14 protein-coding genes are annotated in these 14,641 nt (G+C 58.0%); 8 read left to right on the top strand and 6 right to left on the bottom strand.

Annotation, left to right across the window (positions count from 1 at the left end; translation table 11 throughout):
* Positions 1-114: 114 nt before the first annotated feature.
* Positions 115-747: a cupin domain-containing protein gene (locus tag AC2TEL_RS01390; RefSeq protein WP_480901510.1), complete on the bottom strand. Its 633-nt coding sequence runs from the start codon at positions 745-747 to the stop codon at positions 115-117.
* Positions 748-900: 153 nt separating this feature from the next.
* On the opposite strand from AC2TEL_RS01390, the gene AC2TEL_RS01385 reads away from it, so the two are divergent.
* The 3 genes from AC2TEL_RS01385 to AC2TEL_RS01375 all read left to right on the top strand — a co-directional run bounded on the left by AC2TEL_RS01385 (position 901) and on the right by AC2TEL_RS01375 (position 3,972).
* Positions 901-1,896: a hypothetical protein gene (locus AC2TEL_RS01385; protein WP_480901509.1), complete on the top strand. Its 996-nt coding sequence runs from the start codon at positions 901-903 to the stop codon at positions 1,894-1,896.
* A 72-nt stretch (positions 1,897-1,968) separates the two neighbouring features.
* Positions 1,969-3,261: an O-acetylhomoserine aminocarboxypropyltransferase/cysteine synthase family protein gene (locus AC2TEL_RS01380; RefSeq protein WP_480901508.1), complete on the top strand. Its 1,293-nt coding sequence runs from the start codon at positions 1,969-1,971 to the stop codon at positions 3,259-3,261.
* 3 nt (positions 3,262-3,264) lie between these two features.
* Positions 3,265-3,972: a GNAT family N-acetyltransferase gene (locus AC2TEL_RS01375; RefSeq protein WP_480901506.1), complete on the top strand. Its 708-nt coding sequence runs from the start codon at positions 3,265-3,267 to the stop codon at positions 3,970-3,972.
* A gap of 2 nt (positions 3,973-3,974) precedes the next feature.
* Here AC2TEL_RS01375 and AC2TEL_RS01370 read toward each other — a convergent pair whose 3' ends face one another.
* Positions 3,975-4,670, bottom strand: coding sequence for an SIMPL domain-containing protein (locus AC2TEL_RS01370; RefSeq protein ID WP_480901505.1), 696 nt, complete (start codon positions 4,668-4,670; stop codon positions 3,975-3,977).
* Between the two features lie 164 nt (positions 4,671-4,834).
* Here AC2TEL_RS01370 and AC2TEL_RS01365 point away from each other — a divergent pair, with 164 nt between their 5' ends.
* Positions 4,835-6,943 (top strand): hypothetical protein, encoded by a 2,109-nt coding sequence (locus tag AC2TEL_RS01365; protein ID WP_480901503.1) that lies wholly within the window; start codon positions 4,835-4,837, stop codon positions 6,941-6,943.
* Positions 6,936-7,643, top strand: coding sequence for a class I SAM-dependent methyltransferase (locus tag AC2TEL_RS01360; RefSeq protein ID WP_480901502.1), 708 nt, complete (start codon positions 6,936-6,938; stop codon positions 7,641-7,643). The genes AC2TEL_RS01365 and AC2TEL_RS01360 overlap by 8 nt, the downstream gene beginning before the upstream one ends.
* Here the strand turns inward: AC2TEL_RS01360 and hppD are convergent.
* Positions 7,580-8,677, bottom strand: coding sequence for a 4-hydroxyphenylpyruvate dioxygenase (gene hppD, locus AC2TEL_RS01355; protein WP_480901500.1), 1,098 nt, complete (start codon positions 8,675-8,677; stop codon positions 7,580-7,582). The genes AC2TEL_RS01360 and hppD overlap by 64 nt on opposite strands.
* A 147-nt stretch (positions 8,678-8,824) precedes the next feature.
* On the opposite strand from hppD, the gene AC2TEL_RS01350 reads away from it, so the two are divergent.
* Together AC2TEL_RS01350 and AC2TEL_RS01345 are read left to right on the top strand one after the other, a co-directional pair.
* Positions 8,825-9,280 (top strand): Lrp/AsnC family transcriptional regulator, encoded by a 456-nt coding sequence (locus AC2TEL_RS01350; RefSeq protein WP_480840206.1) that lies wholly within the window; start codon positions 8,825-8,827, stop codon positions 9,278-9,280.
* 19 nt (positions 9,281-9,299) lie between these two features.
* On the top strand, positions 9,300-11,183 hold the full coding sequence (locus AC2TEL_RS01345; protein WP_480839103.1) for a monovalent cation:proton antiporter-2 (CPA2) family protein: 1,884 nt from the start codon (positions 9,300-9,302) through the stop codon (positions 11,181-11,183).
* 30 nt (positions 11,184-11,213) lie between these two features.
* Here the strand turns inward: AC2TEL_RS01345 and cobT are convergent, their stop codons facing one another.
* Positions 11,214-12,227: a nicotinate-nucleotide--dimethylbenzimidazole phosphoribosyltransferase gene (gene cobT / locus AC2TEL_RS01340; protein WP_480839101.1), complete on the bottom strand. Its 1,014-nt coding sequence runs from the start codon at positions 12,225-12,227 to the stop codon at positions 11,214-11,216.
* A 79-nt stretch (positions 12,228-12,306) separates the two neighbouring features.
* On the opposite strand from cobT, the gene cobS reads away from it, so the two are divergent.
* The gene (gene cobS / locus AC2TEL_RS01335) at positions 12,307-13,071 is read left to right on the top strand and encodes an adenosylcobinamide-GDP ribazoletransferase (RefSeq protein WP_480839099.1); all 765 of its coding nucleotides are present in this window, start codon (positions 12,307-12,309) and stop codon (positions 13,069-13,071) included.
* On the opposite strand, the gene AC2TEL_RS01330 is transcribed toward cobS, so the two are convergent.
* Positions 13,068-13,838 carry an ion channel gene (locus tag AC2TEL_RS01330; protein WP_480839097.1) on the bottom strand — a complete coding sequence of 257 codons (771 nt, stop codon included), beginning with the start codon at positions 13,836-13,838 and terminating at the stop codon, positions 13,068-13,070. The two genes, cobS and AC2TEL_RS01330, sit on opposite strands and share 4 nt — an antisense overlap.
* A gap of 113 nt (positions 13,839-13,951) precedes the next feature.
* Positions 13,952-14,461, bottom strand: coding sequence for a CarD family transcriptional regulator (locus AC2TEL_RS01325; RefSeq protein ID WP_170792284.1), 510 nt, complete (start codon positions 14,459-14,461; stop codon positions 13,952-13,954).
* Between the last annotated feature and the right edge of the window lie 180 nt (positions 14,462-14,641).

The following is a 14,641-nucleotide window of genomic DNA, read 5'->3' as shown; positions in this document are numbered from 1 at the left end:
ACATTCTGATTTTTTATCAATTGGTAAAATTTGCCAAATGGTCAAAAAATATAAAATCCGGGCAATTCGGCCCGGATTTTCGCAGAAACGCACTGAAAAACGGCGATCCCTGGGTCAGAGCATCCCATCAAGATGCCCGGATTTGATCCAGACACGGGCGCCATCCGCTCCAGCGGTCGCTTCAGACCGCGTTCCCGGAGGCAGGCGCAGCCAGTCCCAGGCCGAAAATTCCTCGCTCTTTTCCGAAAAGCTGCCCTTGATCACGAAAACTTCCATTCCTTTGGCTGCATCCAGTTCGATGATCTCGCCCGCGGACCATTCTTGAACCTGAACCTGCTCATGATCGTCCTGAAACAGGTGTACGTCGCCCTTGCCATTGATCGAGCGGCGCACTTCTGTCCGATCCGCCGGGTCAAACTGGTGTAGCTTCACTAAAATGGTTGCGCCGTCACTGGCCGAGGGTGTGTGTGACGAGGTCGGCGGATTGCGAACGTAGCTGCCAACCGGAAAATCGCCGGTTTCGTCCTGAAAGACACCTTCGAGAACCAGATACTCTTCTCCGCCATCATGCGTGTGGGCATCAAAGGCGCTTCCGGGGGCAAAGCGGACAATGGTTGTGGCGCGGGCCACCTCCGCTCCGATCCTGTCCAGCATCTTGCGTTCGACCCCGGCAGCGGGGGATGCGACCCATTCGGTATCGTTGAAGTGAACGGCCACTCGTTTAGTGAAATCTGCGTTGACCCGCATATGCGTTCTCCTGACCTAGCACTCCTGTGTACATGGTTTGTCATTCAGAATTTTCAAACCTCGGCGCGGATCGTGTTTTGACGACCCATGCCCATTATTGTAATTCCGGATCAGCAGTGACCCGACCCACATATTCAACAAGAAAGCACGTGAATGCAGGCCAAGTCCCCGAAATTCAACGTTGCCATCATCGGGCAAAACAATCGTCTGCAATTCGAAGCCGTGCTGTTTGCCGCTTCGCTGCGCTACACCTCGCCGCAGTTTTCCGGCCGTTTGCTGGTGGCCGTGCCGCAACCCGGCCCCCTTTGGCAGCAAGACCCCAGCATCCGAAACGCGGACGTCCTGAAGGCTCTGGATCATCTGGGGGCTGAAATCGTCCCGTTCGAGTCGAAGGTTTTTGGCGACAGCTATCCGCAGGGCAACAAGATCGAAGCCCTGTCAGCCCTGCCCGAGGGAGAGCCGTTCGTTTTCTTTGACAGCGACACGCTGATCACCGGCGAATTAACGGACGTACCGTTTGATTATGACCGCCCCAGCGCGTCGCTGAAAGTGGATGGCACATGGCCCAAGCCCACACTTTACGGTCCGGGTTATGAAGGCATCTGGCGGGCCATGTATGAACGGTTTGGACTGGATTTCGAAAGCTCGAAGGACACATCACAACCGCTGAACTACTGGCGGCGTTACTTGTACTTCAACGCAGGCTATTTCTTCTACAAATGCCCACGCCGGTTTGGCGAACGCTTTCTGGACTTCGCCCGCTCCATCCGGGATGAGGAAATCCCCGAGTTGACGGGACAAAACCTGGACCCGTGGCTGGATCAAGCGGCGCTGCCTCTGGTCATCCATTCGTTCGGAGGTGGGCGCGATGCATTGCCCGATGGGCTGCTGGACGGATCAATCAGCTGCCACTATCGCCTGTTCCCTCTGCTCTACGCGCGTGAAAGCGATCATGTGATCGAAGTGCTGGAAACGGTCGCAGCACCGAACAAGATCAAGAAAGTACTGCGAACCTATGACCCGATCAAGAAACTCGTCATTCAGGGCAAAGGCGCCAAGATCCGCGCGATGTTCGACCAGAACAACCTGCCCCAGCGTGAGCAGGCAATCCGCAAGGCGATCAAGTCAAAGGGCCTGTGGCAGCGGTAAACGCAGCGTTGTGTGACGTTCGCCAATGGCCTAGAGATTCAACAACACACATTCCAACAGGAGATTATCAATATGTCTGACGGCCCTACTTACGGTTTCGACACGCTGCAAATTCACGCCGGGGCCCGTCCCGACCCCGCGACCGGGGCCCGTCAGACACCGATCTACCAGACCACGGCTTATGTGTTTCGCGATGCCGACCACGCGGCGGCCCTGTTCAACCTGCAAGAGGTGGGGTTCATCTATTCCCGCCTGACCAACCCCACCGTCGCCGTGCTGCAGGAGCGCATAGCGACGCTGGAAGGCGGCGTGGGCGCTGTCTGCTGCTCGTCGGGTCATGCTGCCCAGATCATGGCACTGTTCCCGCTGATGGGGCCGGGCTGCAACGTGATCGCCTCAACGCGCCTTTATGGCGGCACGGTCACGCAGTTCAGCCAGACCATCAAACGGTTCGGCTGGTCGGCAAAGTTCGTGGACACCGACGATCTGGACGCTGTGAAAGCAGCCATCGGCGAAAACACCCGGGCGGTGTTCTGCGAATCCATCGCCAATCCCGGTGGCTACGTCACGGACATCCGCGCGCTGGCAGATGTGGCGGATGAGGCCGGTGTTCCGCTGATCGTCGACAACACCTCGGCCACACCATACCTGTGCCGCCCGATCGAGCACGGTGCCACCTTGGTCGTGCATTCGACCACCAAATATCTGACTGGCAACGGCACCGTTACCGGCGGCTGTATCGTTGATTCGGGCAAGTTCGACTGGTCGGCAAACGAAAAGTTCCCCTCGCTCAGCGAACCGGAGCCGGCCTATCACGGGTTGAAATTCCACGAAACCTTCGGCCCGCTGGCCTTTACCTTCCACAGCATCGCTGTTGGCCTGAGGGATTTGGGCATGACAATGAACCCCCAGGCGGCGCACTATACATTGCTTGGCATTGAAACGCTGAGCCTGCGGATGGAGCGGCATGTGGAAAACGCTCAGAAAATCGCGGCCTGGCTGGAAGCTGACGATCGCGTGGAATACGTCACTTATGCGGGCCTGCCCTCGTCGCCTTACTACGACCGCGTGAAAAACCACTATCCTCGCGGTGCAGGTGCTTTGTTCACCTTTGCCGTCAAAGGTGGCTATGACGCTTGTATCAAGCTGGTCAACGCGCTGGAAATCTTCAGCCATGTCGCGAACCTGGGCGATGCCCGCTCGCTGATTATCCATTCGGCTTCGACCACGCACCGGCAGTTGACGCCGGAACAGCAAGAGGCCGCCGGCGCCAGCCCCAACGTGGTGCGCCTGTCCATCGGCATCGAGGACGCGGACGATCTGATCGCCGACCTGGATCAGGCCCTGTCCAAGGCCAGCGCGTGACGCATGACCTCGTGGCACGATATCAACGATTTGGGGCAACCCATCGGCTTTGCGGTACCTGACGTCTTTCCACGTCCGACACCGCCCTATACGCCGATGCAGGGTCGTTTCTGCTCGGTCGTGCCGCTGGATGTGAACCGACATGCGCCCGGCTTGTACCGGGCGTTTGCCAAAGACGTAGACGGTCGCAACTGGACCTATCTGCCCTATGGGCCGTTTGCAAATGAAAGAGAATTCGTCAACTGGGTGCAAGCCAATTGCATGGACGCCGATCCCATGTTTCACACCGTTCTGGATTCCATAGGAACCCCGGTCGGCATGGCCTCATACCTTCGGATCGCACCGGCAGCAGGGGCGATTGAAGTGGGCCATATCCATTTCTCGCCCTTGCTGCAGCGCAAACCGCAATCCACCGAAACCATGTATCTGATGATGCGGCGTGTCTTCGACGAATTGGGTTATCGCCGATACGAATGGAAGTGCGACGCATTGAATGCACCCTCGCGCAGCGCGGCCGAGCGGTTGGGCTTTACCCTTGAAGGTGTTTTCCGTCAGGCTACCCACTACAAAGGCCGCAACCGCGATACGGCTTGGTTCTCGATCATCGACAGCGAATGGCCCCGCATCCGCGATGCGTTCGAAGCCTGGCTATTGCCGGAGAATTTCGATGAATCGGGCCAGCAGCTAAACCCGCTGCGAGCCCGCGAGTAACGTCATTCAGAGATTTCGAACACCATCGAAATATTCACCGATACGGAAATCTCGCCACCAGCCACGGGAATGCCACCAGCGTCGGCCATGGCCATTTCGCGCATTTGCGCGACGGGTCGAATGCCACCGTTCTGATCCGTTATCGAGACGACCGACCCCAGAGTAACCCCGGCGGCTTGCGCAAGTTGCTCGGCCTTGGCACGGGCGTCCGCGACGGCATCCGCGCGGGCCTTGGCTTCCAGCGGTTTTGAATCCTGAACCGAGAAGCTCAGACCGCCGAAGTCATTTGCGCCGTCACGGATGACAGCATCCATGATCTGCCCCAGACTATCCAAATCGCGCACCCGGACAAACACACGGTTCGAGGCGACAAACCCGGTGATTTCTGGCGCGCTTCCGTCCGAGCTGTTGCGGCCGGACCAAACCGGCGACAACGACAGATCACGGGTCTGGATGTCGCGCGCCTCAAGGCCCAACTCGTTCAGGCGGCTCAGAACCTGCGCAACCGCATCCGACGTCGCTTGCATCGCCGCCGAGGCCTCTTTGTTCTGTTTCGTCACGCCCAGCGTGATGGTGGCCATGTCCGGCTCGGACAGCGCCGTGCCCGTACCGCTGACGGTGATGCGACGTTCTTCCGCATGGGCGGGCATCGCCGCAACGGCAGCGGTCATCGCGGCTAAAAAAGCAAGTGTCTTCAAGATGATCTCTCCTTTTGCCTTTCCTTATACATGGGGTGGCAGGGCTTTGCCGGGCAAGGGGAGAATTTGCCTTTTCCTTTCCCTCGGCGGGTTCCTGCTCTAATCTCGCCGGGCGGATGCCAAGGTGTTTGCATTGAAACTGACAATTGTGGTTCCAACGAATTATGAAACCTGCCTTCGCGCTGTCTTTTTCCGAAAACGGGATTTCCTTGCACCACCAGTCCGATGGCGACTGGTACAGCATCGGATCTGTGCCACTGGATGCGCCGGACCTGAATGACCAGATTCAGGCGCTGCGCGATCAGGGATTCGCAATTGAAAATGATCTGAACTGCAAGTTGATCATCCCGTCGGACCAAGTGCGGATTTTGACCGTCGAGTCAGAGGGGTTGAGCCCGGAAGAGCTGAACCAAAAGGTTCGCGAAGCGCTGGAAGAGGCTACGCCCTATACTCTGGACGAACTGTCCTACACCACAATCACCGAAGGATCGGTCACGAAAGTCGCGGCTGTGGCCCGGCAGACGCTGGATGAAGCGCGCGACTTCGCGGCGGATCACGGGTTTATTCCCGGAACCTTTTGCGTCAGCACGACCGGCGGGGACGCCCTGACCGGTCCGTCCATCGATCTGCCCTTCCGGCAGGAAGAGCGTGCCCCCTCATTCCCAACGACTGATCAATCTGAAGCCGACGCAACGCCTGACACTGCGGATACCGAGGATACCGAGGATACCGAGGATACCGAGGATACCGAGGATACCGAGGATACCGAGGATACCGAGGATACCGAGGATACCGAGGATACCACGGGCTCCGAAGAACCAACCGTTCCCGTTCACCAAATTGCAGGCGAGGTGGAGCCTGAGGATTTTCGGCCACAGGTCCCGGTGGAAAAGTCCATCGGTGAAAACCTCGATGAGACATCTTTTGATCTGAAGCGAGTTGCGATCCCTGCCATTGCAGCGTCGGTCGTTCTCGGCATGGTCGCTGGAGCCTGGTCGTTGATACGGTCAAACCCGGATAGCGACCTGCCGATTGAACAGGTTCAGCAAGAACCTGCTGCCGTGGTGCCGCCCGTGCCTCAGGTCGCCAGTCTCCCCGAACCTTCGACAGATCCCGATACTGCGACAGACACCGAATCAAACCTCGCACCAACGGACCCGGCCATCCTTGAAGCGCTCGAAGTAGAACCGGAACGGGTCGAAGATATCGTTACCGAAGTCGACCCTGACCCGGCATCAAAGCAGGACGAGGCCCTTACGCCCACGGATGAAGCAATTCTTGAGGCACTTGCGGTTGATCCGGAACAGATCAGTCCCGGGACTGATGCCGAAACCGTCTTCCGCGATTTCACAGGGACTGTACCGGCCCCACCCGGTGCATTGCAGTTGCCCGTGCTGCTTGATGAGGATGAGCTGTATCTTGCATCCGTTGACCGGGCGGATCTGTCTCAGGATGCGGTCGCGCTGCCCTCATTGGATAATCTGGACGGTGACATTCCCTTCGAAACGGTGGCATTGCCCAGCGCTCCGGGCCAGCCTGTCGATCTAGATGAACGCGGGCTTGTCACACCCAGCCCCGAAGGCACCTTGAACCCGGATGGAGTTCTGGTCTTCGAGGGCACACCGCCCAAAGAGCCCCCAGAACCTCCGGTGCGGTTCGAAAGCGAACCCGAGATCGAAGAGACCGATCCAAGGCTGGCGGGTTTCAGGCCCCGGCCCCGCCCTGAAAATCTTGTGGATCTGTTCGAACGCAGCCAGCTTGGCGGTCGATCGCGTGAAGAGTTGGCGACGCTGCGCCCGAAACTACGTCCGAAATCCATCGAGGAAAGACCCGTTGTCGACCACACCCCGACGGCGCTTGCTGTCGTACGTGTGCCCCGTCCGAAACCCAGACCAGCAAGCCTTGCCGCTCGGGCCGCACAAAAGCCCAGCTCGGGCAGCGCGCCTTTGGGCTCCACGGCCAACGTCGTTTCAAATGGGGATGAAGCAGGGTCTTTCGAGCCAAAGTCGGTTGCGCCAAAAATCCCTTCAACTGCGTCGGTTGCCCGCCAGGCCACGATCGACAACGCAATCAACCTGCGAAAACTTAACCTGATCGGCGTATATGGAACGCCGGCCAATCGCCGCGCGCTGGTGCGCCTGCCCAGCGGTCGATACAAGAAGCTCAAGGTCGGCGACAGGATTGACGGCGGCAACGTGATCGCCATCGGAGACAGCGAGTTGCGTTATCAAAAACGCGGCAAGAACGTCACGCTGAAAATGCCGCGTGGCTGACAGGGATTACGCCGACCAGATCATCGCGGGTTACGAACGGTCTGCGCCCGACCTCATCGCAGCCTACAATGGGTTAAAACCTGGAAGGGTACTGTCGCCGGTGGCGTCCCACTTACCGACCTCCGGCAGCTCGGTGTTGGACGTCGGGGCCGGTGCAGGAGCCAACGCGGCATGGCTGTCTGAACGCGGCAGCCGCGTTACGGCGGTGGAACCGGTAGCCGCCTTTCGCGAGGCGGGTCGGCAAAGATACGCACACTGCAAGATCAGGTGGATCGATGGCCGGCTTCCCGATTTGGCGGTGGCAAGTCAGAACGGCACACGATACGATGCCATCCTCGCGATAGGGGTCCTTCACCACCTTTCACCAGAAGATCAGGAAAGTGCTTTAGGAACGGTATCCAAAGCGCTCAAAACCAGCGGAAAATTAATTCTTTCACTGCGCCATGGTCCGTGCGCACCGACGCGACCGGGATTTCCCGTTTCGGTGCCTGACGTACTGCGAACGGCAAACGCTCATGGCCTGCGGTTGGAGCATCTTTCCAGCCGGGACTCGGTGCAAGCGCATAACCGGCGCGCCAAAGTCGCGTGGACCTGGGTTGTTTTCAGCACGCCGGGTAATGCGATCAAAACGGAAAGTCAGGCGGCCGAAATTTCGCCAGACTCGATTTGCTCACGCTCAATGGATTCGAAAAGAGCCTGAAAATTGCCCTCGCCAAACCCATCATCGCCCTTGCGCTGAATAAACTCGAAGAAGATCGGGCCGATCACCGTTTTCGAGAAGATCTGCAGAAGAATCTTGGTTTCCCCTCCATCCACGACGCCTTCTCCATCGATCAGAATGCCATGTTTCATCATCCGATCCTTGGGTTCGTCATGCCCCGAGACCCGTTCGTAGGACATGTCGTAATAGGTCTCGTTCGGACCCGGCATGAACTTCAGACCATTTTCGGCAATCGCATCAGTCGAGGCGTAGATGTCATCGCTGCCAACTGCGATGTGCTGAATGCCTTCACCGTTGTATTTCTTCAGGTACGACACGATCTGACCCGTCTCGCCACGATCCTCGTTGATCGGAATGCGGATGCGACCACAGGGTGAGGTCAACGCACGGCTATAGAGGCCGGTGAACTTGCCCTGAATGTCAAAAAAGCGGATTTCCTTGAAGTTGAACAGGTCCTCGTAGAACTTGAACCACTTGTCCATGTTGCCCTTGAAGACATTGTGGGTCAGGTGATCAAGGTAATAGAACCCCTCGCCGCGCGGCTTGGACTGTTTGAGCCACTCGAACTCTTCGTTGTAGGGCGAGGTGTCGTGGTACTGGTCAATGAAGTAGATCAGCGAACCGCCAATGCCCTTGATGGCCGGCACGTTCATGGTTTTATCGGCGGCGTCATACGGCTCTGCTCCTTTTGAGACCGCATGCTCGTAAGCCTTTTGCGCATCGACAACGCGCCATCCCATCGACGGAGCGCACGGGCCATGTTCCTCCACGAATTTCGCGGCAAAGCTTTCGGGGTCTGCGTTCAGGATGTAAGTGACATCGCCTTGCTGCCACAGTTCGACTGACGGCGTGTCGCGGTGATAACCGACATAGTCGAACCCCATACGTGCGAACACGTCGCGCAGCTCCTGCGGATCAGGATGGGCAAATTCCACGAACTCAAACCCGTCGGTTCCGGCGGGGTTTTCTTCGCTGATGACGGATTTCGGGGCGTTATGCGGGAATGGACCCATGGCGCGTCTCCTCGGAAAACAGGAATTTCTTTGCTGATTCAAAAATACGCATTATTCGATGCTGTTTCTGCGCGTTGTTTTCGTGTAAACTGCTAAAGTACGCGTAAACACCGCATGTTTCTTTTATTTCACGAGGAATCTCCGCACGTGCTGGATGCAACAGACACACGCCTGCTGTCAGCTTTGCAAAAGGACGCACATCTGACGGCGCATCAATTGGGCGAGATGTTGAACCTGTCGGCCAGCCAGGCCGGACGCCGCCGCCAAAGGCTGGAGGCCGAAGGGTACATCACCGGATATACGGCCCGACTGGATCCGATGAAGCTGGGGTTGCAGGTGCAGGGATTCATTCAGGTCCATCTGGGCACGCACGGGCCCGACCAATCCGCAAGTTTTGCACGCATGGTCAACGCCCGACCCGAGATAAGCAGCGCCTGGACGATGACCGGAGAGGCGGATTATCTGCTGCACGTCTATTGCGACAACCTATCCGCGCTCAACAGCTTGCTTCACGAGGTGATCCTGCCGCATCCTGCAGTTGCACGGGTTCAAAGCCAGATCGTAATGGATCAACTGAAACGCGACGCGCCACTGCCGACATAGGCACACAGGAAGGAAAAAGATGAACGAATTCCTCTACCAGGCTTCGATTTACCTGGCCGCGGCTGTGATTGCCGTACCCTTGTCGGCGCGTTTGGGATTGGGGTCCGTGCTGGGTTATCTGGCGGCCGGAATTGCCATCGGCCCGATCCTCGGGCTGGTTGGGGCCGAGACGGAAAACCTGCAGCATGTGGCGGAATTCGGTGTCGTCATGATGCTGTTTCTGATCGGCCTCGAACTGGAGCCTCGCGCCCTGTGGGACATGCGTGACAAATTGCTGGGACTGGGCGGTTTGCAGGTTGGATTGTCAACTGCGGCTATTGCAGCCGTAGCCTTTTATGCGGGTCATCCGTGGTCGGTGGCTCTGGCTGTTGGGCTGACGCTGTCGCTGTCTTCTACGGCAATCGTACTGCAGACCCTGTCCGAAAAAGGGTTGATGCAGACAAATGGCGGGCGGGCGACCTTTTCGGTTCTGCTGACGCAGGATATCGCCGTGATCCCGATATTGGCATTCCTACCCTTGCTGGCCCTGCCCGCAATCGCCCATATCGAAAATGACGGCTCGATAGATCGCGGCACCAGCGCTGCGCATGGCGCGGACTATCACGAAACCTTGTCTTTGGTCGAGGGATTGCCGGGATGGGCCGTTACGCTGGTCACAATCGGCGCCATCGCGTTCGTTGTTCTTGCGGGCATATACCTGACACGTCCCTTGTTTCGCTTCATCCATTCCACGCACCTGCGCGAGATGTATACCGCGCTGGCGCTGATGATCGTTGTCGGGATTTCCTTTCTGATGACTCTGGTGGGCCTGTCCCCTGCTCTGGGCGCGTTCCTCGCTGGAGTTGTTCTGGCCAGCTCGGAATTCCGACATGAGATGGAGAGCGATCTGGAGCCATTCAAAGGTCTGTTGCTGGGTCTGTTTTTCATCACTGTCGGGGCCGGTATCGATGTCGGCTATTTCTTCGCCGATCCGCTGGATCTGATTGGCCTGGCTTTGCTGGTCATTATGGCCAAGGGTATTATCCTGTTCATCGTCGGGCGGGCGTTCAAACTGCGCGGGCGCGATCACTGGCTGTTCACGCTTGGCCTGGCGCAGGCCGGTGAATTCGGATTTGTCCTGCTGGCGTTTTCAACGCAGCAGAACGTCATCCCCCCGGACTTGTCGCAAAAGCTGTTGATGATCATCGCACTGACAATGCTGATCACTCCGCTTCTGTTCATTATTTTCGATGCCCTGAGCCGCCGCATCGGCGATAGCAGCCCAAAGATCGAGCCGGACGAGATAGACGAGAAGGGCCCCGTCATCATCGCCGGAATCGGCCGGTTTGGGCAGATCGTCAACAGGCTGGTACAGGCAAGCGGTTTCAAGACCGTTGTGCTGGATCACGACATCGAAACGATTCAGCTCATGCGGCGGTTTGGCGTCAAAGGATTTCTGGGCGACCCGACCCGGCCCGAACTTTTGCGCGCCGCTGGAATCGAGAAAGCCTCGGTTCTGGTCGCTGCAATGGACGACCACAAGCAGGTGACCCGTCTGGTTGGCTACGCCAGACGCCAGCGACCGGATCTGCACATCGTTGCCCGAGCGAAAGATCGTACCCACGTATACGAGCTGTATCAGGCCGGGGCCGACGATATTGTCCGCGAGATGTTCGATGGCTCATTGCGCGCCGGTCGTTATGTGCTGGAAAACATCGGTCTTAGTGAATACGAGGCCGCGCAGGCTGAGCAGACATTCTATCATCATGACCGGATGTCGGTCCGCGAACTGGCCGAGCTGTGGATTCCCGGCATGCCCACCGCCGAAAACAAGAAGTACATCGAGCGGGCGCAGCAGCTGGAGAAAGACCTGGAAACCGCCCTGCTCGAAATGGCTGAAGAACACGCCAAGAAATCGGCCTGACAGGGGCACAGCTCCGGTCAGGCTTGCAGGTTAACCGTCCGAGACGCCGGCCTCGGCAAAGGTGGCCATGCCCGAGTGGCAGGCCACTGCGCTTTTCAGGATGTTTATTGCCAGCGCGCCGCCCGAGCCCTCGCCGAGTCGCAGACCTAGGCTCAGCAGAGGCTCTTTTCCCAGTTTGTCAAGCAAAGCGGAATGCGCCCCCTCGGCGCTTTGATGACCGGCGACCGCGTGATCCAGCGCGGATTCTGAAACGCGCGCCAAGCAGGCTGCGGCAGCCGAACAGATGAAACCATCCAGAATGACCGGAATCCGCAATACGCGCGCAGCCGCGATGGCCCCCGCCATGGCCGCGATCTCTCGCCCGCCAAGACATCGCAGAATATCCAACCCGTCGTCAGTTTGTCCGTGCAGCGCCACGCCCTCGGCTACGACCCGGGTCTTGTTGGCGAGCCCGGCATCGTCGACCCCCGTTCCCCGACCCGTCCAGTCGGCGGCATCGCCACCAAAGAGGGCACATGCGATAGCGGCGGCTGGGGTCGTATTGCCGATCCCCATTTCACCAACCACCAGCAAATCGGCCTGCGGGTCAACCGCGTTCCAACCCGTGCGCAGAGCCGAAAGCAATTCGTCCTCGCTCAGTGCCGGGGCTTGTGTGAAATCAGCCGTCGGGCGCTCCAGATCCAGCGCGTGCACGTCCATTTTTGCACCTGCAGACTTGGCGAGTTGATTGATCGCAGCCCCGCCGTGCTGAAAATTCATCACCATCTGCACGGTCACTTCCGGTGGAAATGCCGAAACGCCCTGCGCAGTGACACCATGATTGCCGGCAAACACGATCACTTGCGGCGCAGTGATCTGCGGCCGGGCGTCCCCGCGCCAACCCGCATACCAGATCGCAAGGTCTTCAAGACGCCCCAACGCACCCGGAGGCTTGGTCAACTGGCCATTGCGCTCTTCCGCGGCACGATGTGCCTCCTGATTGGTATCGGGCGCGGATGTCAGAGCATTTCGGAAACTTTTCAGATCTTTGAGTTCGGGCAGCATTCAAAGCCTCGTTGCATCAGAGTGGTCCTGCGTGTTTAACCAATGCTGCCAAAGCAACAAGACCGAGAAAGGCCTGGGAGTGCACAAAAACGACACCACCCCGTTTTCATGGTGGGATATACCCCTGGTTTTGGTCTTACTGACCCGCTTGCCGCTTCCTCGCCTGCCAGAACGGGTGTTTGCCAGACAGGCCCGGGCGGCATGGGCATTCCCGGTGGCGGGGCTTGCCGTTGGTCTTCTGGCTTGCGCTGTGGGCTGGGTCGGGTTGACGGCAGGTTTGCCGAACCTGGTCGTTGCCACATTGGTCGTCACTGTTCTGATCGCAACTACAGGGGCGATGCACGAAGACGGCTTGGCGGATACCGCTGACGGGCTGTGGGGCGGGTTTTCTACCGAACGCCGGCTGGAGATCATGAAAGACAGCCATATCGGCACCTATGGCGTCCTTGCCCTGATCCTATCGCAATTGCTGCGGATATTCGCTCTCGCCGTGCTGCTTGAAAGCGGGATGATTGCGGGCATTCTCGCGGCCTGCCTCTTTTCGCGATCGTTGATGCCGGTGGTTATGCGAATGCTGCCGAATGCCCGTCAGGCAGGCTTGAGCCATTCAGTTGGCATCCCGCCGCGTGTGGCAGTCGCCGCAGGCCTGGGGCTGGCCATTGTCCTTTGCGTCCTGTTGCTTGGCTGGGCGGCCCTGCCCGCATTGGTGTGGGCTTGTGTTGCCGCCACGGTGGTCGCCATTCTGGTCAGGGCCAAAATCGGCGGGCAAACCGGTGATATTCTCGGTGCCACTCAGGTCATTTCCGAGATTGCCTTTCTTCTGACGCTGTCCGCGATGATCTAGACGACCCCGCCGGTTTCGATCCGCAGGGTCCCGCCACAATGCTTGCAGTGCACAGCATCCGGGTCGTGCCGATACAGCCCGCAGCTGGGGCATTTGTGCCTTACTTTCTGAGGCATGAATATCGCTTGCGCCAGACGTACAAACAGCGCGACGCCGACCACCATAATGAATACGGAAAACATCTTACCGACCGGGGTCGGCAGGGTGATGTCACCGAACCCTGTTGTCGTCAACGTTGCCATAGTGAAATACAGCGCGTCGATATAAGGGGTCTGGCTGGTGTCCGGGATGAAGAAAACCAATACAGCCGTCGATGTGGCAAAGACAAAGACCAGAAGGTTTATGGCCGCGATAACTGCATCTTCATGCGTGCGGAAAAAGGGGCTGTCGCGCCGCAAGTCCCGCAACAGGTGATACGAGTGGATCAGCCGCAATGCCCGCAATATCCGCAGAAACGCCAGGTTACCTGTCAGAAACGGGTCGAGGACTATCGAGGTAATCACAACGATATCGGCAAGCGTATAGATCTTTCTGAGAAGCTTCCAACGATCTTTAGCGATCCAGAGGCGTGCCAGAAAATCCAGCAGAATTACGAGGCCCACGCCCCAGCTGGCCGCCGTAAGACCCGGTCCGTGCGGAATGTTTGCCGTAGACACGAAAAAAATGATCGATACCGCGTCGAACAGGATCAGGCCATAGCGAAACCAGACCGAGACCGGGTCATGCCCAATATACAGAAACTTGACGAGTTGCTTCAGTCTGACCATCTATCCACCTCTGCACGCACGAAAATTAGCGTCAAATGCAGATTTCACCAAGCGAGCAGGCACGAAAAAGCCGCCCCCAAACGGGAGCGGCCCGAATTTGCAACCAGCTGCGGTCAGGCGGCGCGGGACGTCAGAACCTCATCCACCTGCTTTGCAGCCGAAATCTCATCCGCGCCGGAAACAGCGGCAACTTCGCGGGTCAGACGTTCCAGTGCCGCCTCGTACAACTGACGCTCGGAGTAGCTTTGCTCACGCTGGTCATCGGTGCGGTGCAGGTCGCGTACAACTTCTGCAATCGATATCAGGTCGCCCGAATTGATTTTTTGCTCGTATTCCTGCGCCCGGCGCGACCACATGGCCCTCTTGACCTTGGCCTTGCCTTTCAGCGTTTTCATCGCCTGGCTGATCACGTCTGGCGAACTGAGCGAGCGCAGACCGGATTCTGTTACCTTGTTGGTCGGCACGCGCAGAGTCATCTTGTCTTTTTCAAAAGAAATGACGAACAGCTCGAGCGAAAATCCCGCCACTTCCTGCTCTTCGATCGAAATGATCTGGCCCACGCCGTGAGCAGGGTAGACAACGTAATCGTTCGGGCGAAACTCAAGCTTTTTTGACTTCGACATTCACATTCATCCTTGGTTACAGACTGTGATGCAGACAAAAATAGCCCAAGGCAGAGCCTCCCTGGGCGCCGCCACTCGGCTATCATGTCACAAAATTAGAACTCCAAAGTGAGCATACTTACGGAGCGCATCCCAGTCTCAGTCATCATTCAGGTAGGAATTATATCACAAAATTGCGAC

The organism is Ruegeria sp. HKCCD9138, assembly GCF_057220975.1.
Note: the sequence above shows the minus strand (reverse complement) of the source record. Positions and strands in the feature narration are given on the sequence as shown.